Below are 19220 nucleotides of genomic sequence, written 5' to 3' on the forward strand. Positions count from 1 at the left end.
CAAACTACTATGGACAATATCAATAGTTTCCTAAACCCTCTTGATTTTATCATTGTCGGCATTTATCTGGTCGTTTTAATCGGAATTGGGTATTGGGTAAGTTTTGTGAAAAAAGAAGAAGGTGGAAGTGACGAGAATTTGTTTTTGGCCGGTCACTCATTGGGTTGGCCAAGTATCGGTTTAACCATGTGGGGGACCAACGTTGGTCCTTCCATGTTGATTGCTTCTGCAAGTATTGGTTATACCACCGGTTTAGTTGCCGGTAATTTTGCATGGTACGCATTTGTTTTCATCTTTTTGCTGGCCACCGTTTTTGCACCACGCTATCTTGGTGCCAATGTGCAAACGCTCCCCGAATTTATGGGTCGGCGTTTTGGCCAGTCTACCCGAAGTATCCTGGCTTGGTACACGCTGGTTACTATCCTTATTTCCTGGCTGGCACTCACCTTGTTTGCCGGCGGAATTTTAGTAGGACAAATCTTAGCCCTCCCATTGTGGCTGTCGGTTATTATTTTAGTAGTAATTGCTGCTTTCTTCACAATTGCCGGTGGTTTGAAGGCCATTGCATACACTAATGTTTTTCAGATGATTTTGCTAATTGCCGTTTCGCTGATTTTGACAGTGGTTGGTGTTGTCAAAGCAGGTGGGCCGATGGAGATTTTTCATAGTACCCCGGGCAGCTATTGGAACTTGTTTCTGCCAATGGATGATAAAAACTACCCATGGCTCGCCATTGTGCTCGGATATCCCATTATGGGAGTTTGGTTTTGGTGTACCGACCAATCAATGGTGCAGTCGGTTCTTGGAGCTAAAAGCTTAAAACATGGACAGCTCGGTGCCAACTTTACAGGGTGGTTGAAAATATTGGATGTCGCACTGTTTATTATTCCCGGTATTACTTGTTTTGTGCTATTCCCCGGCTTGAAAAATCCGGATGAGGCTTATATGACAATGGTAACACGATTGCTGCCATCGGGAATGATCGGGATGGTAATGGCCGTGTTAATTGCTGCTTTGGTAAGTACCATCGACTCGGCATTGAATTCATTGAGTACTGTTTTCACCATGGATATTTATGTGAAAAATTACAAGCCTCAGGCAACACAAAAGGAGATTGTATCGATTGGACGTATCGTTACCGTTTTAGGTGCTTTTATAGCCGTCTTCCTGGCTGTAGCTATTGATAGCATAAAAGGATTGAACCTTTTTGATGTTTTCCAGGCCATATTAGGATTTATTGCACCTCCAATGTCAGTCGTGTTTTTATTCGGAGTACTTTGGAAGAAAGCCACCCGAAGAGCTGCAAACTTTACACTTTCAGTTGGTACCTTACTTAGTCTGGGGACTGGTGTTACGTATTTATGGATTTTCCCTAAAGACAAATATGATTTCTGGCCTCACTTTTTGTTATTGTCCTTCTTTATTTTTATTGTACTGGCCTTTCTGGCTTTCCTGATTTCGTACTTCGATAAAAAATCAGAAGATCAAAATGTGTTGGACTACGGTGAATTACACACACCTTCAAAGAAAGTATGGATTTTGTGGGGTGCCTTAATTATAGTGATGGTTGGTTTGTACATCTTATTCAACGGACATTAAAATTTAATGAACAGATGACTGAAGAACCTAAAAAAAGATTAAATAAATTTTCAATTTGGCTGATGGCAGGCATGCTGCTGAGTTCAACTATTGTACATTCATGCAAGCCCGTTCCGAAAGAAAAAAAGGAGATTCAATATAAAGTTGGGGTCGTGGATTTAATGATCCTGAAACGGCAAAAACTTAGTGCATTACCTTTGGCTAAAGAAATTGGAGCTGATGGTGTGGAAGTGGATATGGGTGGATTGGGAAATCGTCCGACCTTTAATAATAAACTGATTGATCCGGTGATTCGAAAACAATATTTGGACACCGCTCGTCAGTTGGGTATCGAGATTAGCTCACTAGCCATGACTGGCTTTTATTCACAGTCGCTTCCTGAAAGGGAAGGTGCTGTGGAAACGATTCAGGACTGCATCAATACAATGGTATTGATGGAGGTGAAGGTTGGATTTTTACCTCTAGGTGTTGAGGGGGATTTGATTCAATATCCTGAACGGAGGGCTGCAATTGTTGAACGGTTAAAAGAGGTTGGAAAAAAAGCTGAAGCCGCTGGAGTAGTTATTGGCATAGAAACTGCATTGGATGCAAAGGGAGAGGTGGAACTTCTGAATGATATTGGATCTCCCGCAATTCAGATATGCTTCAATTTTGCCAATCCTTTAAAAAACGGTAGAGATATTAATGAAGAATTGAAAATATTAGGTAAAAATAGAATCTGTGAGATTCATGCTACCAATAAAGATAGTGTGTGGTTGGAAAACGATCCGCAAATTGATATGCCTCAAATTAAAACCACCCTTGATGAATTGGGGTGGAGTGGCTGGTTGTTGGTAGAGAGATCGCGCGATGCGAATAACACTCGGGATGTTCGAGGTAATTTTGGAGCCAACGTAGCATATCTAAAATCTGTTTTTCAGTAAATTAAATGGGACGAAATATTTAAAAAAACATAAAAAATGAGACAAATTTCAATCGTTATTTTATTCGTATTTGGATTCGGAGCGTACGGAGCTGCTAATTTACCACAAAAGCACGAAGATGAAGCTTACTGGGAAGTTGTTAGCAAACGCGCCGAAAAGATTGTAGAAACACTGGACATCGATGTTGAAGAAAAATTCAATCGGGTACGCGATCTAATTGCTCAACAGTATTATGATTTAAATGGTGTTCACGATCAGTTAGATGCTACTGTAAAAACCTTGAAAGAAGAAGCAAAGGATGAGGAACAGGTGAAAGCAAAAATTGAAGAACTGACAGAAAAGGCTGATCAGAAATTGGACAGCTTGCACAACAGTTATTTGAAAAACCTGGCCAAAGATCTTAAACCTGATCAAATTGAGAAAGTGAAAGATGGAATGACTTACAGTGTTTTTCCTAAAACTTATCAAGCGTTTCAGGAAATGATTCCTCAGCTGACTGAAGATCAAAAGAAATTCATTTACCGGGCGCTTTATGATGCCCGGGAAAGAGCAATGGATGCCGGATCTTCAAAAGCGAAACATGCCTGGTTTGGGAAATATAAGGGGCGCATCAATAATTACCTTTCAAAAGAAGGTTACGACTTGAATAAAGAAAGTAAAGATTGGCATAAACGTATCGAAGATGCTAAAAAGAAGTAAGCTTATAGATCAAGATATCTGCTGATAAACCCAAAAAAATAAAATCAACTTAATTATGAACGAACTACTAAATAAACTGTCCAACTGCATCGAGTTTGGAAAAATAAACAAGGCTGCACCATTTCCTCCTCAAATGAAAGGAGAAGACGGTGCCGATGAAATTACCCGTCAGGCATTAGACGAGGGAGTGAACGCACAAGATGTGCTAACCGAAGGATTGATGCCCGGCATGGAACGAGTTGGTGTAAAGTTTCGCGAAAACAAAGTGTTTGTCCCTCAGGTATTAATGTCGGCGAAAGCCATGAGTACCGCGATGGTTCATTTGAAGCCCTATTTCGACTCAGGTGCGGCAAAGCAAAAAGGAACCTTTATTATTGGAACCGTTTTAGGCGATTTGCATGATATTGGCAAAAACCTGGTTGCCATGATGGTTGAAGGGAATGGCTATAAAGTAATTGATTTGGGAACCGATGTTGATACCGAAAAATACCTGAATGCTTTGAATGAAAATCCGGGAGCTGTAGTTGGTCTTTCGGCGTTATTGACAACAACTATGGCTAATATGGAACGGATTACAAAGGAAATAAAGGCAGCAGCTCCTAATACCTTAGTGGCTGTTGGTGGCGCTCCGGTAAACGAAGAGTTCAGTAAGAAAATTGGAGCCGATAATTATTCTTCGGATCCACAGGCAATTGTTGAGTTTTTAAATACTAAAACAGCTTAAGTATGAACGGATTAAAATTGTTGGAAAAAGCATTTCGGCTTGAAGAGGTAGAGAGAATCCCATGGGTTCCTTTTGTTGGGGTGCACGGTGGAAATTTAATTGGTGTTGATGCTGAAGCCTTCCTTCGCAGTTCGAAGCATATTGTTGATGGAATTGATAAGGCTATTGAATTGTATAAGCCCGATGGAATTCCGGTGGCTTTCGATTTACAAATTGAAGCCGAAATCCTTGGATGTAAATTGGCCTGGAGCAAAGAGAACCCTCCGGCAGTAATTTCACATCCGTTAAACGAAGGTGCTGAACTTAGTTCGTTAAAACTGCCAACCGAAAACGACGGACGAATACCAGTTGTTTTAGAGGCCACAAGAGAACTACGGAAAAAGCATCCTGAACTGGCTTTGTATGGTTTAATTACCGGACCTTTTACATTGGCGCTGCACTTGTTGGGAACCGATATTTTTATGAAGCTTTTCGAAGATCCTGACTATGTGAATGAACTGATGGAGTTTTGTGCTCAGGTTGGTACTAAACATGCCGAATTGTTGCTGGATGCCGGTTGCGATGTCATTGCTGTTGTCGATCCTATGACCAGCCAGATTGATCCGATGTCATTCGAGACTTTTGTAAGTCCATTTGTTACGAAAATATTTGATTTTGTTCGTTCAAAGAAAAAATACAGTTCATTCTTTGTTTGCGGTCATGCACAACAAAACATTGAAGTAATGTGCGACTGTAAACCAGATAATATTTCGATTGATGAAAATATTCCGTTAGATTTTGTAAAGGAAACAGCCTTGGCAAAAGGAATTAGTTTTGGTGGAAATATGAAGCTGACAAGCGTGCTTTTGCTTGGAAACGAAATGGACTCGAAAAAGGAAGCGGTTAATTGCTTGGATCTGGGTGGAAAGAAAGGTTTTATTTTGGCTCCTGGATGTGACTTGCCAATGGATACGCCGGTTGCCAACTTGCAAGCGGTTACAGAATTGGTCTATGACGATTATGCCCAGCAAGTGACCCGCGAAATGGAACACAGTTCCTCCTTGCAACCACTGAGCTTGGACGGTCACTTCGAAGAAGGCAAAGTAGTGGTTGACATTATCACACTCGACTCTGCTTCGTGCGCCCCATGCCAATATATGGTTGAGGCAGTAAAACAGGCTTCAATCGATTTTGGAGACAAGGTGATTGTCAACGAGCATAAAATAAAGGATGTAGAAGGAATTCAGATGATGATGGCCTTAGGTGTACAAAATGTGCCGACGACCTGTATCAATGGAAAAGTGGAATTTATCAGTCAAATTCCACGCAAAACTGAAATTGAAAAAGCAATTAAAAAGGCGATGAATTAATGAGCATTCCATTGCACTTAATAACCGGGTTTTTAGGAAGTGGCAAAACATCATTTCTCGATCATTTTCTAAAAAAGACCGGCACAAAAGAAAATATAGCGATTATTCAAAATGAATTTTCTCCTGTCAATATTGACGGGAGAAAGTTTTATGAAGAAGCAAATTTTCAGGTGCTGGAAATTAATAATGGTTCGGTGTTTTGTGTGTGCCTGCTTGGTTCATTTATTCAATCGTTAAATGAATTTATTGAAAAATATAAGCCGGATCTGTTGCTGATGGAAGCATCGGGTTTGTCTGATCCCATCGGTGTTGGGCAAATTTTTCAGTCATCGCAATTAAAGGGCAAAGTTTTTTTAGAACATGTTTGGTGTTTGGTTGATGTTTTCAACTTTAACCGGATACCCGCTCTAAAAGTACGAATGGAACACCAATTGCGGAGTGCAGACACCATTATCCTAAATAAAACAGATTTGCTCAAAGGAAGTACCGACGATCTTTTAAAGAAAATTAAGACGATCAATCCGTTTGCAAAGATAGTAGAAGGGCGTTACGGTCAGGTTGATGTTAGCGATTACAAAAGAGCACTCAATTTATTTCCTGAAGATCAAGCTTCGACTTTAGGGCGACCGGATATCGGATCTGTTGTAATTCGCTCAACCCGTTCTATCGCTCCCGAAAACTTAACTAAGTTCTTGAATCAGTTAAAGGCAGATTGTCTCCGATGCAAGGGTTTTGTCAAGTTGAAAACCGGCAAGTCAGCTTTTGTTCAGGGTGTTTTCGATTCGGTTACGATACACGAAGTCGAAGATTTCACAGGAGCTGGAGATCTTGTTTTAATTGGTAATTTTGAGGATGAAAAGAATCTTCAGCTTATGTTTGACGAATACTGCAAAGATGAACATTGAAAGAAGTTTTACATTTGAAGAACTGGAAATCGATCCGAAGGAAATTATAGCAACTTTAGGATACACCGAAGATTCATTTTTTGAACCATTCCCAACTTATTTGGCTCAGGCATTTGAGTGTTGTAAACAATTGAATGATATAAAAGGGGCATACCGAATTCTAAAGATGGATGAGTTTTGCTCTGATAAAAAAAAAATCTGCGTTCAGGATTTGCAATTTAACGTTGGACGAACGATTCGGAAAGAGTTAAACGGCGCAGAAAATATTGCCTTCTTTGTATGTACTGCCGGAGCGGAGATTAGTCAGCTTGCTGATAAGTTGCTGAAGGGCGAAGACCCCGTTCTTGGCTACGTGTACGATGTAATTGGAAGTGCCATTGCGGAGGCTGTTGGCGATAAAATACAAGCAACTATCAGCCTGAGTGAACAAAAAGCAGGGAGAAAAATTACAAACAGGTATAGTCCGGGATATTGTCACTGGAATGTGACCGACCAGCACAAACTGTTTTCCCTTTTCGGAGGAACTGCGTGCGGTGTAAAGCTCACACCATCGTCTTTAATGCACCCCGTGAAGTCAATTAGCGGACTAATTGGGATTGGTGAAAATGTTGAGTTTAACGATTATCAATGCAATCTTTGTCAACTCGAAAATTGTGTTTATCGAGATAAACATTAGCTTGTTCTAAAAAAGCAAGGTAAATTTTTTACAATCTAAAATTTGAAAAATATGAAAAAAGGATATTGGATATTGGCAATGCTGTTTATCGCATTAGTGGCCTGCAAACAAGAAAAAGAATATTACGTATTTAGCACCTTCAGAGAGCCGGCAACCGATGGCCTGTTTTTAGCTTACAGCGAAGATGGCTACCATTGGAATGATTTGGGAGGCCCATACCTGGCGCCAGAAGTTGGGACTCAAAAAGTCATGCGCGACCCTTCTATTGTGCAAGGGCCTGACGGTACTTTTCATTTTGTATGGACGTCATCATGGCGAGGTGACTATGGAATTGGTTACGCAAGCTCAAAAGACTTGATCAACTGGTCGGAGCAAGAACATATTTTGCTGATGGATCATGATACTTCCACTGTAAACGTTTGGGCTCCCGAGCTTTTTTACGACGACGAAAAGGAAGAGTATATAATTGTTTGGGCATCAACAGTGCCCTACAAATTCGAAAAGGGAATTGAAGATGAGAGAAATAATCATCGACAATACTATGTTACAACCAAAGATTTTAAAACGTTTTCAGAAACGAAACTATTTCTCGATCCCGGGTTTAGTGCAATTGACGCGACAATTGTAAAGCGCGCTACAAACGACTATGTGTTGGTGTTTAAAGATAATACGCGTCCTATGCGAAATATAAAGGTTGCCTTTGCTGATTCTCCGATTGGTCCGTTTCATGATATCTCCGGGCCATTTACCAAGTTTAAAACCGAAGGGCCAACTGTCGCAAAAGTTGGCGATCAGTACTTGATTTATTTCGATTCGTATGGCGACTATGAATATGGAGCGGTGAGTACAACCGATTTTGAAACGTTTAAGAATATTTCGGATCAAGTTTCACTTCCCGAAGGGCATAAGCATGGAACCATTTTTAAAGTAGAGCAGCAAATTATTGATCAGCTTCTGGCGAATCAGCCTAATTTGAAAAAGGAATAAAGAAGTAATAGAATGAAATTTAAGAGATACTGCAAAACATTGGCTTTAGAAGATAATCTTCGATTGATTGAAGACTATAAAAAGATTCATGCTCCGGGCGCTTGCTGGACTGAAATTACCGAAGGCATGAAAGAAGTGGGCATTCTGGATATGGAAATCTATATACACGGCAGCCAGTTGTTCATGATTATGGATACGATTGCTGATTTTGACCATGAGCAGGCGATGGCTGATTTAGCCCAAAAACCACGACAAGGTGAATGGGAGGCTTATGTTTCCCAATTTCAGCAAACATCAGAGGATGCCTCAGCTGATGAGAAGTGGCAATTGATGGAACGAATTTTTGAGATTGATCAGGAGAACAGTTATCCGGCAATCGAAGGACAGTTAAAAGAAACATATTCCAATGAGTAAAGATAAGCAACTAGGAAATACGGGAATTGAATGCCCGTCAATTATTTATGGTACCAGTTTTTTAGGAAATCTTTACCGAGAACTTTCGGATGATGAGAAACTTAGCTTGATGAAAGAGTGGTTTCGAGTTAGCGAGGGGAAGGTGATGATTGACAGCGCTGGTAAGTATGGTGCGGGGTTGGCTTTGGAAGTTATTGGAAAGGGACTTGAAAAACTAGGTGTTGATCCATCAACGATTACAATCAGTAATAAATTGGGTTGGTACCGCATTCCGTTAACGACTAACGAACCCACTTTTGAAAAGGGAGCCTGGGCGAACTTAAAATTTGATGCTGTGCAAAAAATAAGCTATTCCGGAATACTGGAGTGTTGGGAGCAGGGCTGCGAACTTTTAGGAGGAACTTATAAATCGGAAGTTGTTTCAGTACACGATCCTGACGAATATTTGGCAGCTGCGAGTAGCGACAGAGATCGTCAAGCCAGAGTAAACGATATTTTGGAAGCTTACAAAGCACTGTTCGAATTGAAAGAAAAAGGTGAGGTAAAAGCTGTTGGGATTGGCTCTAAAGATTGGTTGGTTATTAAAGAGCTTTACCAGAATGTGAAGTTTGATTGGGTCATGTTTGCCAATAAATTTACACTTTATCATCATCCAAAAGAGATTGTCGATTTCATTGAACAACTGGATCAGGATGGAGTTGGAATTATTAATTCGGCTATTTTTAATGCCGGGTTCATTACTGGTGGCGAATATTTTGACTATCGAGTTCTTGACCCCAACGATCCCGCAGATAAGCATCTGTTTGAATGGCGTGAGAAGTTCTTTGCAATTTGCGACAAACACAACATTCAGCCTGGCGATGCTTGTTTGAAGTTTGCTTTATCGGCGCCCCAAATTAGTGCCGTGGCACTTAATCCAAGCAAACCTAAGCGAATGGCCAATAACAAAGAAGTTTTGAAAAGAGAATTCCCCAATGAGTTTTGGGAGGAATTAAAGAAAGAAGGAATTATTGATTCAGATTATAAATATTTGTAAAAGATCTAATCATGATTATTGATACACATCATCATTTATGGAATTACGATCCGGTTGAATTTGACTGGATTGATGATGACATGGCAACAATTCGCCGGAGCTTTTTGCCTGAAGATTTGAAAGCTACAATAGATTCGACCGGAGTATGCGGCGTTGTAACAGTTCAAGCACGGCAAATTGTAGAGGAAACTGAATGGTTACTCTCGTTGGCTGCCCAAAATGATTTCATAAAAGGGATCGTTGGCTGGTTGCCACTGGCGGCTGATAGTGTTAATGAACTGCTTCAAAAGTATTCTGAAAATAAGTGGTTGAAAGGAGTTCGTCACGTGGTTCAGGGTGAGCCAGATCCGGAGTTTATTTTAGGGGAAGCATTCAACCGAGGAATTTCATTATTGAAGGATTACCAGTTGGTGTACGATATTTTGATATTGGAACATCAGTTGCCGAGCGCAATCAAGTTTGTTGATCAACATCCTGATCAGGTCTTTGTGTTAGATCACATTGCCAAGCCTAAAATCAAACTGAATGAGATTGAACCCTGGGCTAAAAATATGAAGGAGTTGGCAAAGCGGGAGAATGTTTCTTGCAAAATTAGTGGAATGGTTACCGAAGCTGATTTTAAGAAATGGACGCCAGAGCAACTGCAACCGTACTTTGATGTTGTATTGGATGCTTTCGGTCCCTCTCGATTAATGTATGGATCGGATTGGCCGGTTTGTTTGGTGGCTACAAAATATCCAGGCTGGCTGCAATTGGTCAAACAAGCTCTGTCGGCTCTGAGTGATTCAGAAAAAGAGCAGGTTTTTTATAAAAATGCAGTTGAAACATATCAACTTTAAATAGAAAGAATGACCGTGAAAAAAACTCATATGCTTTTAAAGAAAGCATATGAGGAAATACACGAGTCGCATAACATAAATAATAAGAGAATGAAAGCAATTGAAATAGTAAAACCCGGCGAAATGCAAGTGGTTGATCGCGATATGCCGCAGGTGGGTAACGAAGATATTTTGTTGAAAATAAAATATGTGGGATTTTGCGGATCAGATTTGAGCACCTATCTCGGAAAAAATCCGTTGGTTCAATATCCTCGAATTCCAGGGCACGAAATATCGGCCATTATTCAGGAAGTCGGAAAGGATGCTCCTGCAAAATTTAAAGCTGGTCAAAAGGTAACGGTTGTTCCTTATACCAATTGTGGGCAATGTTCTTCATGCAAGCAGAAACGTTTTAATGCATGTCGTTACAACGAAACGCTTGGCGTACAGCGCGATGGTGCGATGGCTGAGTATATTGCGGTGCCCTGGCAAAAAGTGTTGGTTGATGAGGAGTTGACTGATGTTCAGCTTGGCTTGGTTGAGCCAATGACAGTTGGGTTTCATGCTATTGACAATGCGCAGGTGACCGATATTGACACGGTAATGGTGTTTGGTTGTGGAATGATTGGAAGTGGTGCAATTGTTCGTGCACATTTGCGTGGCGCAACGGTTATTGCCGTTGATATTGATGACCAAAAATTGCAAGTTGCGAAAACACTTGGAGCTACTCATCTAGTCAATTCGATGAAACAAAACCTACACGATGAGCTCGTTGAAATCACAAATGACAATGGTCCTACGGTTGTTATTGAAGCAGCAGGTAGCCCAATTACTTATCGCTCGGCAATTGAAGAAGTCGGTTTTGCCGGACGTGTGGTTTGCATTGGTTATGCCAAAGAAGATGTGGCTTTCCCCACAAAATTATGGGTGCAAAAGGAACTACAGATTTTTGGCTCTCGAAATGCTAATCCGTCTGATTTTGAGGCTGTAATTAAGTACTTAAAGAATAGCCAGCTCGATAGTCAATTGCTAATTTCAAAAACAGTTCAGCCAGCCGAAGCTCCGCAGGCCATGAAACAGTGGTCGGAAGCTCCGGGTGAGATTCTGAAAATATTGGTGGAGTTTTAACTCAGAATAGATCGATCATCGGCGTGGGGAAATCAGGCATTCCAGATTTCCCATGCTTTTATTGCTTGCAAGTGAAGCATTTCCAATCCGTTTTTTGTTGAAGCTCCTTTTTCTTGTCCTTTTTTTAGGAATAAAGTCAATTCCGGATTGTACACCAAATCAAAAAGAACATGGTCTGATGTGATGTGCTCATATGGGATTGATGGACAATTATCAACTTTTGGGAAAGTGCCAAGTGGCGTTGCATGGATAATAATTAGGTGCTCTTTCAGTAAAGCCTCATCAATTTGTTCGTAGCGTATTTCTTTGTCGAACAATTCCTCTTCAATAGAAGCTGAAAGATAATCAATGTTGTTTTTATCCAGAATGTGTTTGATTGCTTTCGAAGCTCCACCAGTTCCTAAAATCAGAGCCTTTTTATGTTTTTTATTCAACATTGGCATCAGGGAATTTTCAAATCCATAAATGTCGGTATTGAAACCTTTTAGTTTTGTTTGATCCCCTGAGCGAATAATTTTTACGGTATTAATGGCTCCAACTTGCGCTGCCTCTTCATCAATTTCATCTAAATAAGGCATGATTTCCTGTTTGTAAGGAATGGTACAGTTCAGTCCGGCAATGTGATCATTCTTTTCAAAAATTGCAGGAAACTCACTAATCGTATCCAATTCAAAGTTGACATATTCGTGCTCTTTCAATCCTTCTTTTTCAAATTTGTCGGTAAAGAATCCTTTTGAGAAAGAGTAGCCCAGTCGATATCCTATTAATCCGTATGTCTTCATTTGTTTAATTTTTTTGATATTCCTTCGATTATAAAAATAAGAGCGAACCCCAATGCTGCAAGCCCAATTGCACCTGCTAACTGTGGTTGGAGTCCGGAGATGGCTTCGTAGCTTGTTGGAAGTATATTTTCTTCAACTAACGGTTTTACTTCTCCATGGCGGTCAATAAACGTTTCAACGGTTTCTTTCCACGGCCATACTTTGTTTAACGATCCGATCATGAAACCGGCTAACAGCGCAATTGTTAAATTATAATAGCGCTTTAATAACCAACTCAATAGGTTCGAAAATAAGATGATTCCCAGAGATGCTCCCACCATAAACACAGCTATTACCGGTAAATTAAAGCTCGAAACAGCGCCAAGTATAAACTTATACATGCCAAGTAGTACCAAGATGAAACTTCCGGAAATGCCTGGTAGTATCATGGCACAGATGGCAATGGAACCAGATAAAAATACAAATGCATAACTACTATGGGCTTCGGCTGGCGTTACAATGGTAATGAAATAGGCAATAACTGCTCCCGCGATCATCGATATAATAGTTCCAATTTTCCACTGTTTAATGTCTTTCCCAACGTAAATAGCCGAAGCGACGATCAATCCAAAAAAGAATGACCATATGAGGATGGGATGATTTTCAAGCAGGTATTTTAATCCTTTTGCCAGCGACAATACGCTGATGCCAATTCCGATGACAACTGCGAGTAGAAAATTGCCATTAATTTCGCTCCAGAATTCGTTGAACTTACCCGTGAAAAATAGTTTCAACGTGCGCAGGTTGACTGATTTTATAGAGTCGATTAGCTCCTGATAAATTCCGGTAATGAAAGCAATTGTTCCTCCTGAAACTCCGGGGACAACGTCAGCTGCTCCCATTCCCATGCCCTTTAAAGTAATTAAAAGGTATTCTTTTAGCGATCGGTTCATGTGTGTGTGTTTGATGACAAGCAAAAATAGGTGAGTAAATATGAAAAAGAAACACTTGGTGAAAAATTTTATGTGGATTTGACTTTAATAAAATATAATGAAGTCTGTTTTTTATGATTTTAGCAAGTTTACTGTGTGGCACGCAACAACTGCCGCAGTTTCTGTGCGGAGTCGACTTTCACCTAAACTAATCGGAATAAATTGTTTGTCGATTGCCAAAGTAACTTCATTTTCGGAGAAATCTCCTTCGGGGCCAATTAATATTAGGTTTGAGTCTCCGGATTCCAATTCATTCTTAAGAATACGTTTGTCCAGTTCGTAGCAATGTGCAATAAACTTCTTCGACTCGCTGCTTGAATTAATTAAATCGTTGATAGGAGTGAGGTGGTTCAATTTTGGCAAATAAGCTTTTAGCGACTGTTTCATAGCCGAAACAATTACCTTTTCCAATCGTTCATGCTTAACCACTTTGCGTTCTGAATGCTCACAAAGAATCGGCGTTATTTCATCGATTCCAATTTCTGTCGCTTTTTCGAGAAACCATTCGAATCGATCAATGTTTTTTGTAGGAGCTACTGCCAGATGCAGATAATTATTTCTTTTACCGAACTCACACACCTTTTTAATGACATGTACCTGGCATTTTTTAGGATGAGCATCAGTTATTCGTGCTTCGTAAAAGTTTCCTTTTCCGTCGATTAATTGAATGGAGTCACCTACATTTAGTCGAAGTACCCGAACGGCATGTTTCGATTCGGTTTCATTTAAACAGTAGTCATCTGCATTGATGTCTGGCGTATAAAAAAGCTGCATAGTTTTCTTTGTTGCAAAAATAGAGAAAGGAATTGTTTTTCAAAGTTAAATTGCTTTTTGGACTTTGTTATATCACTAACTGAACATTCTGGGCATAAGATGGAATGATACATTTCCATTTCTTGCATCTACTTCGCTCCATTTTTCTACTTCAAAATCGATCCCTACAGTTGAACAGGTTGGCATGTCGCTGTTAAAAGACTTGGATAAATTGTAACTCATTTGGTGCATCATCGGATTATGTCCGAATATATATACACACTGAATATCATCAGAAAGATCATTTATCAAATCTAGAAATTCCTGAGTCGTCAATCCGTGGTATAAATCATCAATTTTTATAATTATGTCGATTGGGTAGTGAAAGTTGTCGGCATAGATTTTAGCAGTTTTAAATGCCCTTTTGGCCGGACTGGAAATAATTAAGTCTGCTTTTTTTCCTTCAGCCATGAGAGTTGAGCTAATTTGGTTAGCATCTTTTTTTCCCCGGTCTCTAAGCTTTCGGTTAAAGTCATCTTCGTAACCATACGGAACTGCTTTTGCATGACGAACAATAACAACTCTTTTCATTTTATTGGATTTAAAATATTTGCAATTTGCTAAATCTGACTACTAAATTAATTGTTCTTTCAAAATTAGCTTAATTTTGCTTTCCATTAAAGTTTATAGCCCTTTTATGAAGAAGATAGGATTGATTTCTGATACTCACGGAGAATTAAGTAGAAGAGTGGTACGGTTTTTAGAAAACGTGGATGAGATATGGCATGCCGGAGACATCGGAAATGAACAACTGGCAGACAAGCTATCTGCATTAAAACCTTTACGAGCAGTGTATGGAAATATTGACGGACATGTTTTGCGTAGAATGTTTCCAGAGACCGTACGTTTTTTTTGTGAAGATGTTGATGTATTAATTACCCACATAGGAGGTTATCCAGGTCGGTATGATTCCAGAATTAGAAAGCAGATCTATACGAATCCGCCACAACTTTTTATAGCAGGCCATTCGCATATTTTGAAGGTGATAAATGATAAGAAAATTAATTGCTTGCACATGAATCCGGGAGCGGCTGGTAATAAAGGGTTTCATAAAGTTTGTACCGCCATTCGATTTACAGTTGACTGTAAAAATATTCAGGATCTGGAAGTACTTGAATTTGAAAGAACGAAGTTTTGATATATAGTCTTTTTAGTCTATAATTTAAAAATATAGATTAAATGATCTAATGTTTGTAAATATAGTATATTTTGTCTATATTTAAACATGCAAAGGATCGCAGTAATATCAGCAGATGTCATTAATTCTTCAAAGTTTGAAGAATCCGTATTTATGCAAACCATGGATGTACTGGAAGAACCAGCAAGTAATTACTTGGTTAAAGGTGACGAACCAATTCTTTCCAGTCGAGGAGATAGCTTCCAACTAATGACTGAAGAAACTCAACAAGCTTTTCGAAAGTGTATTTATTTAAAATCTTTCTTTAAACAGAAAGAAGTAGGGGTGAAGAACAAAAATACAAACGCAGCAATGGACGTCAGGATATCGTTGGCTGTTGGACAAGTTAATGAGGTTCCGAAGCATATTGGGAAGTCGATGGAACCCCCATTTGTGTTGTCAGGACGAGCTCTTGATGCTATGAAAAAGAAGAAGCAAACCTTAATTATTACAACTACGAATGAGGAATATAATAAGGAGTTTGAGTTAGCATGCGCATTTTTAGATCAGATTTTTGCAGGCTGGACATTGGCGCAAGCTGAAGTTATTTATTATCTTGTTCAAGGATATAAACAAACTGAAATTGCCAAGATATTAAATTTGTCTCAACCGTCGGTTAGTAATAGAATTCATCTAGCCAACTGGACTTTAATAGAAAAAATGAATGAACGGTATCTTGATATTTTAGAAAAAATATAAGTAGTAATGATTTTATTTCTTCGACTATTAATTGCACATCTAATTGCTGATTTTTTATTGCAGCCAAATTCGTGGGTAGAAGATAAAAACAAGAATGGAGTTAAGTCATTAAAGTTATTCTATCATATTCTTGTTGTAACCAGTATTTCTGTTTTATTTTCGCTGGATTATTTTACCTGGCAAATACCACTATTTCTATTTATTTTCCATTACCTGATCGATTTAGCAAAGATTTATTTAAAACCATCAAATACAGGGAGCTTGTTATGGTTTTTAATTGATCAGTTTTTCCATGTTGTGGCAATTGGTGCAGTTGTGTTTATTGTAAATGGTGTGCCTTCAAGTATAGCATCACAGTTTTCAGATTTAATATCGAACGAGAGAAACTTGATAGTAGTACTTGCCTATATTTTTGTCATCTGGCCTTCAATGATTATTATCAATCTGGCCACTAAACGCTGGCAGAATCAAATTCATCAGACGATGGGGGTAAGTTTGCAAAACGCAGGGAAATGGATCGGAATTTTGGAGCGCATTTTAGTATTGACATTTGTTTTGGGTGCACAATTTCAGGCTATTGGTTTTCTGATTGCTGCAAAATCAATTTTGCGTATCTCTGTTAAAAACGAAGATGGCACACGTCTGTTGTCTGAATACGTTTTGGTAGGTACTTTTATAAGTTTTACAATTGCAATAATGACCGGTTTATTGGCAAATTCAATGTTGTAGGTTGTTTCTATTTCTGAAATGAAACAGCTATCCAATCATTTTGCTCTTTGATGTCAACTTTATGCAGCGCTAGTTCGGCAGCTTTCCCAATAATATCTTCTAAATCATTTTTATAGAATCCACTTACAACAAGTAATCCATCTTCATTTAAAACTGAAACATACTTCTCAATATCCTGAAGGATGATGTTTTTCTGGATGTTTGCCAATACGATGTCAAATTTTTTCTCGCTTAGCAGTTGTGCATCGCCGATAAATGCTTGCAGATTGCTGACTTTGTTTAATCTTGAATTTTCTATTGTTGCTTCAAACGACCAGCTATCAATATCAATTGCCGTTACGTCTTTTGCTCCAAGCATCGATGCATAAATGCCAAGAATTCCTGTTCCGCAACCCATATCTAAAACGGCCTGACCTTTCAGGTTAATACCGGAAAGATGATTGATCATTAAACTGGTTGTTTCATGATTGCCGGTTCCAAAAGCCATATTCGGATCAATAATAATTTCGTATATTGCTTCCGGATATTCGGTATGAAAGGGAGCCCGTATTAATACTTTTTTATCAAGTAATAACGGTTCAAAATAGTTCTTTTCCCATTCTTCGTTCCAATTAATATCGGGCATTTCCTCGAGTTTAAAACTAGCTTTGAAGGGAACTGACTCCAGGCAATTTTCTATATCAGTAGAAGTAACTTTCCCGATTGGGGAAAAAGCATGAACCTCATCATCCACTTCATCAAAGCTTTCGAAATCAAGTTCAGATAGGTAGGCAATTAATATTTCGCGGTTGGTTTCACTGTCAGGATTAATTGCAAAACTAACTTTTGTGTATTTCATATTTGTCGGCTATCAATATTTTGGGCGAAGATAGAAAAGAATAGTTTACAAGTCGTCTTTTACCCCATTAGAATGATGCTTTCACAACAAAAGACGTTTGCACTTATTCTTTTTCAATTTTCATTTGCTGAAAGCCTGACCAAAACTGGTAACTGTGGTATTGAGCTTTTTTCTCGAGCAGTCGATAGCCAAACGAAGTGAACTCGTATATGGTAGGATAATGATTTATAACGACATCATTTAGCGTCTGTTTAATTTTTTTAATTTCTTCTTCATAGGATTCAAGTATTTGATGCTTGGCTAGTAAATCATCCATTGCTTTCAGTTCCTCTTCTTTTCTATATTCCGGAAATGATCGATCCTTTTCAATAATGGATTCCGTAAAGCTGATGGTTTGCTGAGCCATGATCATCAGCGCTTCATTCATCTTCTCATTTTTCTCTAATTGATATCGATTATGCAATAATGAAGTAAAAACTTCAATAAAATCATTCCTGAACTTATTCCGAAATTCATCCACCTTTTTGAATTCCTTAAGCAGTTCTTCCATCAATTTATCGGTATTTAATTTCATTGGTCCTCTGGTATTAAGATTTATTTTTTTAAAAGGAAGTATTATTTATACCATAATTACTGATAAAAATAAAAAAAAGCCATCTGTTTTTCCAGATGGCTTCATTATTTCGGTGTGTTTTTTCTCTTTTAATTAATAAGCATTGATAATGCCTAAGAAATCTTCAGCTTTCAAAGACGCTCCACCAATCAAACCTCCGTCTACATCTGGGTTGGCAAATAACTCAGGAGCATTGCTCGGTTTCGCGCTACCACCATAAAGAATTGAAATTTCATCAGCAACTTCCTGACTGTATTTGGCTGCAATTGCATCGCGAATATCTTTGTGCATTTCTTGTGCTTGCTCCGTTGTTGCAGTTTTTCCTGTTCCAATAGCCCAAATTGGTTCGTATGCGATAATTAACTTTTTGAAATCTTCAGCACTCAAGTTAAAGATAGTTTCTTCTAATTGATTGATCACATATGCTTTTTGAGTACCAGCTTCGCGAATATCCAAAGCTTCACCACAACAATAAATCGGTGTTAAGCCATTTTCTAAAGTCAATGCAACTTTTTTATTCAGAATATCACTGGTTTCACCATAATATTCACGTCTTTCAGAGTGACCTAGAATGACATATTCTGCACCAGTTGACTTTACCATAGCGGCAGAAACTTCACCGGTGTATGCACCGCTGGCTTCGGCAGCACAGTTTTGAGCAGATACTCCTACACGGTTGGTATCAACTGCATCAACTACACTTGTAATATGTGTGAATGGAGTTCCAAGAACAACAACAACGTCTTCAGCGCCTTCTTTGGCAACTAGTTCATTAACAGCTTTTGCTAATTCAACACCTTCTTGAACTGAAGTGTTACATTTCCAGTTACCGGCAACTACTTTTTTTCTCATGTTATTTTATTTTTCGGGATAGTGATTATTTTTTGAATAATATCGCCCAAAAATAGAAAAAGCGTCGATAACCACCTAACTATTACAAGACCACTTTCTTGATTTAACCTAAGATTAAACCCTGCAAATTAAAAGGTGAGTGTATGCCAACCTTCTTTCAAATAGTTGCTTAATGGAACGCCCATCCCTTTAACATCAATATCCATTTTCTTGAGGTCTTCCACCACGCCGTACATATCAGCACAGTAATAGCAGGCTTGCACTTTAACGCCATTATCCTGCATTGTTTTGATGTACTCCTGAAGCATTTTATTTTCAGCTAATAGTTTTGATGAAGGTCCCCACACAATCAAAACCACTTCATCGAACCATCCTTGCTTTTTTGCATTGTTGGTATACATAAAACACACCTTTTCAGCAACTTCAGGATCGCCGCTTGTCCAGAGTACCGCCAGTTTGTTATTGTTATCTTCCATTGTATTGTTTTT

23 protein-coding genes are annotated in these 19220 nt (G+C 38.9%); 15 read left to right on the plus strand and 8 right to left on the minus strand.

Annotated features, from left to right (window positions below; genetic code table 11):
- The first annotated feature begins 9 nt into the window (after nt 1-9).
- The 12 genes from GR929_RS01010 to GR929_RS01065 all read left to right on the plus strand — a co-directional run bounded on the left by GR929_RS01010 (nt 10) and on the right by GR929_RS01065 (nt 11258).
- A complete protein-coding gene (locus tag GR929_RS01010; RefSeq protein ID WP_159517048.1) occupies nt 10-1599 on the plus strand; it encodes a sodium:solute symporter in 1590 nt (529 codons plus the stop codon).
- A 14-nt stretch (nt 1600-1613) separates the two neighbouring features.
- The gene (locus tag GR929_RS01015) at nt 1614-2522 is read left to right on the plus strand and encodes a sugar phosphate isomerase/epimerase family protein (RefSeq protein ID WP_201300871.1); all 909 of its coding nucleotides are present in this window, start codon (nt 1614-1616) and stop codon (nt 2520-2522) included.
- A gap of 36 nt (nt 2523-2558) precedes the next feature.
- The gene (locus GR929_RS01020) at nt 2559-3221 is read left to right on the plus strand and encodes a DUF3826 domain-containing protein (RefSeq protein ID WP_159517049.1); all 663 of its coding nucleotides are present in this window, start codon (nt 2559-2561) and stop codon (nt 3219-3221) included.
- Between the two features lie 55 nt (nt 3222-3276).
- On the plus strand, nt 3277-3945 hold the full coding sequence (locus GR929_RS01025; RefSeq protein WP_159517050.1) for a corrinoid protein: 669 nt from the start codon (nt 3277-3279) through the stop codon (nt 3943-3945).
- A gap of 2 nt (nt 3946-3947) precedes the next feature.
- A complete protein-coding gene (locus GR929_RS01030; RefSeq protein ID WP_159517051.1) occupies nt 3948-5294 on the plus strand; it encodes a uroporphyrinogen decarboxylase family protein in 1347 nt (448 codons plus the stop codon).
- Nucleotides 5294-6199, plus strand: a complete 906-nt coding sequence (locus GR929_RS01035; RefSeq protein ID WP_159517052.1) for a CobW family GTP-binding protein — start codon at nt 5294-5296, stop codon at nt 6197-6199. Before GR929_RS01030 ends, GR929_RS01035 begins: the two co-directional genes overlap by 1 nt.
- On the plus strand, nt 6189-6875 hold the full coding sequence (locus tag GR929_RS01040; protein WP_159517053.1) for a vitamin B12 dependent-methionine synthase activation domain-containing protein: 687 nt from the start codon (nt 6189-6191) through the stop codon (nt 6873-6875). Before GR929_RS01035 ends, GR929_RS01040 begins: the two co-directional genes overlap by 11 nt.
- Before the next feature lie 51 nt (nt 6876-6926).
- A complete protein-coding gene (locus GR929_RS01045) occupies nt 6927-7862 on the plus strand; it encodes a glycoside hydrolase family 43 protein (RefSeq protein WP_159517054.1) in 936 nt (311 codons plus the stop codon).
- Nucleotides 7863-7874: 12 nt separating this feature from the next.
- Nucleotides 7875-8276 carry an L-rhamnose mutarotase gene (locus GR929_RS01050; RefSeq protein ID WP_159517055.1) on the plus strand — a complete coding sequence of 134 codons (402 nt, stop codon included), beginning with the start codon at nt 7875-7877 and terminating at the stop codon, nt 8274-8276.
- Complete coding sequence (locus GR929_RS01055) at nt 8269-9312, plus strand: aldo/keto reductase (RefSeq protein ID WP_159517056.1); 1044 nt, start codon at nt 8269-8271, stop codon at nt 9310-9312. The genes GR929_RS01050 and GR929_RS01055 overlap by 8 nt, the downstream gene beginning before the upstream one ends.
- A gap of 11 nt (nt 9313-9323) precedes the next feature.
- Complete coding sequence (locus GR929_RS01060; RefSeq protein ID WP_159517057.1) at nt 9324-10151, plus strand: amidohydrolase family protein; 828 nt, start codon at nt 9324-9326, stop codon at nt 10149-10151.
- A 90-nt stretch (nt 10152-10241) separates the two neighbouring features.
- Nucleotides 10242-11258, plus strand: a complete 1017-nt coding sequence (locus GR929_RS01065; protein ID WP_159517058.1) for a zinc-binding alcohol dehydrogenase family protein — start codon at nt 10242-10244, stop codon at nt 11256-11258.
- 32 nt (nt 11259-11290) lie between these two features.
- Here GR929_RS01065 and GR929_RS01070 read toward each other — a convergent pair whose 3' ends face one another.
- The 4 genes from GR929_RS01070 to GR929_RS01085 form a co-directional block, all read right to left on the minus strand.
- Complete coding sequence (locus tag GR929_RS01070) at nt 11291-12040, minus strand: shikimate dehydrogenase family protein (RefSeq protein WP_159517059.1); 750 nt, start codon at nt 12038-12040, stop codon at nt 11291-11293.
- On the minus strand, nt 12037-12972 hold the full coding sequence (locus GR929_RS01075) for a DUF368 domain-containing protein (protein WP_159517060.1): 936 nt from the start codon (nt 12970-12972) through the stop codon (nt 12037-12039). Before GR929_RS01075 ends, GR929_RS01070 begins: the two co-directional genes overlap by 4 nt.
- 111 nt (nt 12973-13083) lie before the next feature.
- Entirely contained in the window at nt 13084-13785 is a 702-nt protein-coding gene (locus GR929_RS01080; protein WP_159517061.1) for a 16S rRNA (uracil(1498)-N(3))-methyltransferase, read from the minus strand.
- A gap of 75 nt (nt 13786-13860) precedes the next feature.
- Nucleotides 13861-14355 (minus strand): SixA phosphatase family protein, encoded by a 495-nt coding sequence (locus GR929_RS01085; protein ID WP_159517062.1) that lies wholly within the window; start codon nt 14353-14355, stop codon nt 13861-13863.
- Nucleotides 14356-14461: 106 nt separating this feature from the next.
- Between GR929_RS01085 and GR929_RS01090 the strand changes: the two genes are divergently transcribed.
- The 3 genes from GR929_RS01090 to GR929_RS01100 all read left to right on the plus strand — a co-directional run bounded on the left by GR929_RS01090 (nt 14462) and on the right by GR929_RS01100 (nt 16429).
- Nucleotides 14462-14962, plus strand: a complete 501-nt coding sequence (locus GR929_RS01090; RefSeq protein WP_159517063.1) for a metallophosphoesterase family protein — start codon at nt 14462-14464, stop codon at nt 14960-14962.
- 87 nt (nt 14963-15049) lie between these two features.
- Nucleotides 15050-15700: a hypothetical protein gene (locus tag GR929_RS01095; protein WP_159517064.1), complete on the plus strand. Its 651-nt coding sequence runs from the start codon at nt 15050-15052 to the stop codon at nt 15698-15700.
- Between the two features lie 6 nt (nt 15701-15706).
- Nucleotides 15707-16429, plus strand: coding sequence for a DUF3307 domain-containing protein (locus tag GR929_RS01100; RefSeq protein ID WP_159517065.1), 723 nt, complete (start codon nt 15707-15709; stop codon nt 16427-16429).
- A 7-nt stretch (nt 16430-16436) separates the two neighbouring features.
- Here the strand turns inward: GR929_RS01100 and prmA are convergent, their stop codons facing one another.
- The 4 genes from prmA to GR929_RS01120 form a co-directional block, all read right to left on the minus strand.
- Entirely contained in the window at nt 16437-17267 is an 831-nt protein-coding gene (gene prmA, locus GR929_RS01105) for a 50S ribosomal protein L11 methyltransferase (protein ID WP_159517066.1), read from the minus strand.
- 103 nt (nt 17268-17370) lie between these two features.
- On the minus strand, nt 17371-17841 hold the full coding sequence (locus tag GR929_RS01110) for a hypothetical protein (protein WP_159517067.1): 471 nt from the start codon (nt 17839-17841) through the stop codon (nt 17371-17373).
- A 132-nt stretch (nt 17842-17973) separates the two neighbouring features.
- Nucleotides 17974-18732: a triose-phosphate isomerase gene (tpiA, locus tag GR929_RS01115; protein ID WP_159517068.1), complete on the minus strand. Its 759-nt coding sequence runs from the start codon at nt 18730-18732 to the stop codon at nt 17974-17976.
- Nucleotides 18733-18860: 128 nt separating this feature from the next.
- Nucleotides 18861-19208, minus strand: a complete 348-nt coding sequence (locus GR929_RS01120) for a DsrE family protein (RefSeq protein WP_159517069.1) — start codon at nt 19206-19208, stop codon at nt 18861-18863.
- Between the last annotated feature and the right edge of the window lie 12 nt (nt 19209-19220).

The organism is Sunxiuqinia indica (genome assembly GCF_009847015.1).
In the GTDB taxonomy this organism is placed as follows: Bacteria; Bacteroidota; Bacteroidia; order Bacteroidales; family Prolixibacteraceae; genus Sunxiuqinia; species Sunxiuqinia indica.

Excerpts from the sequence above, each read along its gene's own strand:
- GR929_RS01010 (WP_159517048.1), top strand. The coding sequence starts at position 10 with ATGGACAATATCAATAGTTTCCTAAACCCTCTTGATTTTATCATTGTC.
- GR929_RS01015 (WP_201300871.1), top strand. The coding sequence starts at position 1,614 with ATGACTGAAGAACCTAAAAAAAGATTAAATAAATTTTCAATTTGGCTG.
- GR929_RS01020 (WP_159517049.1), top strand. The coding sequence starts at position 2,559 with ATGAGACAAATTTCAATCGTTATTTTATTCGTATTTGGATTCGGAGCG.
- GR929_RS01025 (WP_159517050.1), top strand. The coding sequence starts at position 3,277 with ATGAACGAACTACTAAATAAACTGTCCAACTGCATCGAGTTTGGAAAA.
- GR929_RS01030 (WP_159517051.1), top strand. The coding sequence starts at position 3,948 with ATGAACGGATTAAAATTGTTGGAAAAAGCATTTCGGCTTGAAGAGGTA.
- GR929_RS01035 (WP_159517052.1), top strand. The coding sequence starts at position 5,294 with ATGAGCATTCCATTGCACTTAATAACCGGGTTTTTAGGAAGTGGCAAA.
- GR929_RS01040 (WP_159517053.1), top strand. The coding sequence starts at position 6,189 with ATGAACATTGAAAGAAGTTTTACATTTGAAGAACTGGAAATCGATCCG.
- GR929_RS01045 (WP_159517054.1), top strand. The coding sequence starts at position 6,927 with ATGAAAAAAGGATATTGGATATTGGCAATGCTGTTTATCGCATTAGTG.
- GR929_RS01050 (WP_159517055.1), top strand. The coding sequence starts at position 7,875 with ATGAAATTTAAGAGATACTGCAAAACATTGGCTTTAGAAGATAATCTT.
- GR929_RS01055 (WP_159517056.1), top strand. The coding sequence starts at position 8,269 with ATGAGTAAAGATAAGCAACTAGGAAATACGGGAATTGAATGCCCGTCA.
- GR929_RS01060 (WP_159517057.1), top strand. The coding sequence starts at position 9,324 with ATGATTATTGATACACATCATCATTTATGGAATTACGATCCGGTTGAA.
- GR929_RS01065 (WP_159517058.1), top strand. The coding sequence starts at position 10,242 with ATGAAAGCAATTGAAATAGTAAAACCCGGCGAAATGCAAGTGGTTGAT.
- GR929_RS01070 (WP_159517059.1), bottom strand. The coding sequence starts at position 12,040 with ATGAAGACATACGGATTAATAGGATATCGACTGGGCTACTCTTTCTCA.
- GR929_RS01075 (WP_159517060.1), bottom strand. The coding sequence starts at position 12,972 with ATGAACCGATCGCTAAAAGAATACCTTTTAATTACTTTAAAGGGCATG.
- GR929_RS01080 (WP_159517061.1), bottom strand. The coding sequence starts at position 13,785 with ATGCAGCTTTTTTATACGCCAGACATCAATGCAGATGACTACTGTTTA.
- GR929_RS01085 (WP_159517062.1), bottom strand. The coding sequence starts at position 14,355 with ATGAAAAGAGTTGTTATTGTTCGTCATGCAAAAGCAGTTCCGTATGGT.
- GR929_RS01090 (WP_159517063.1), top strand. The coding sequence starts at position 14,462 with ATGAAGAAGATAGGATTGATTTCTGATACTCACGGAGAATTAAGTAGA.
- GR929_RS01095 (WP_159517064.1), top strand. The coding sequence starts at position 15,050 with ATGCAAAGGATCGCAGTAATATCAGCAGATGTCATTAATTCTTCAAAG.
- GR929_RS01100 (WP_159517065.1), top strand. The coding sequence starts at position 15,707 with ATGATTTTATTTCTTCGACTATTAATTGCACATCTAATTGCTGATTTT.
- prmA (WP_159517066.1), bottom strand. The coding sequence starts at position 17,267 with ATGAAATACACAAAAGTTAGTTTTGCAATTAATCCTGACAGTGAAACC.
- GR929_RS01110 (WP_159517067.1), bottom strand. The coding sequence starts at position 17,841 with ATGAAATTAAATACCGATAAATTGATGGAAGAACTGCTTAAGGAATTC.
- tpiA (WP_159517068.1), bottom strand. The coding sequence starts at position 18,732 with ATGAGAAAAAAAGTAGTTGCCGGTAACTGGAAATGTAACACTTCAGTT.
- GR929_RS01120 (WP_159517069.1), bottom strand. The coding sequence starts at position 19,208 with ATGGAAGATAACAATAACAAACTGGCGGTACTCTGGACAAGCGGCGAT.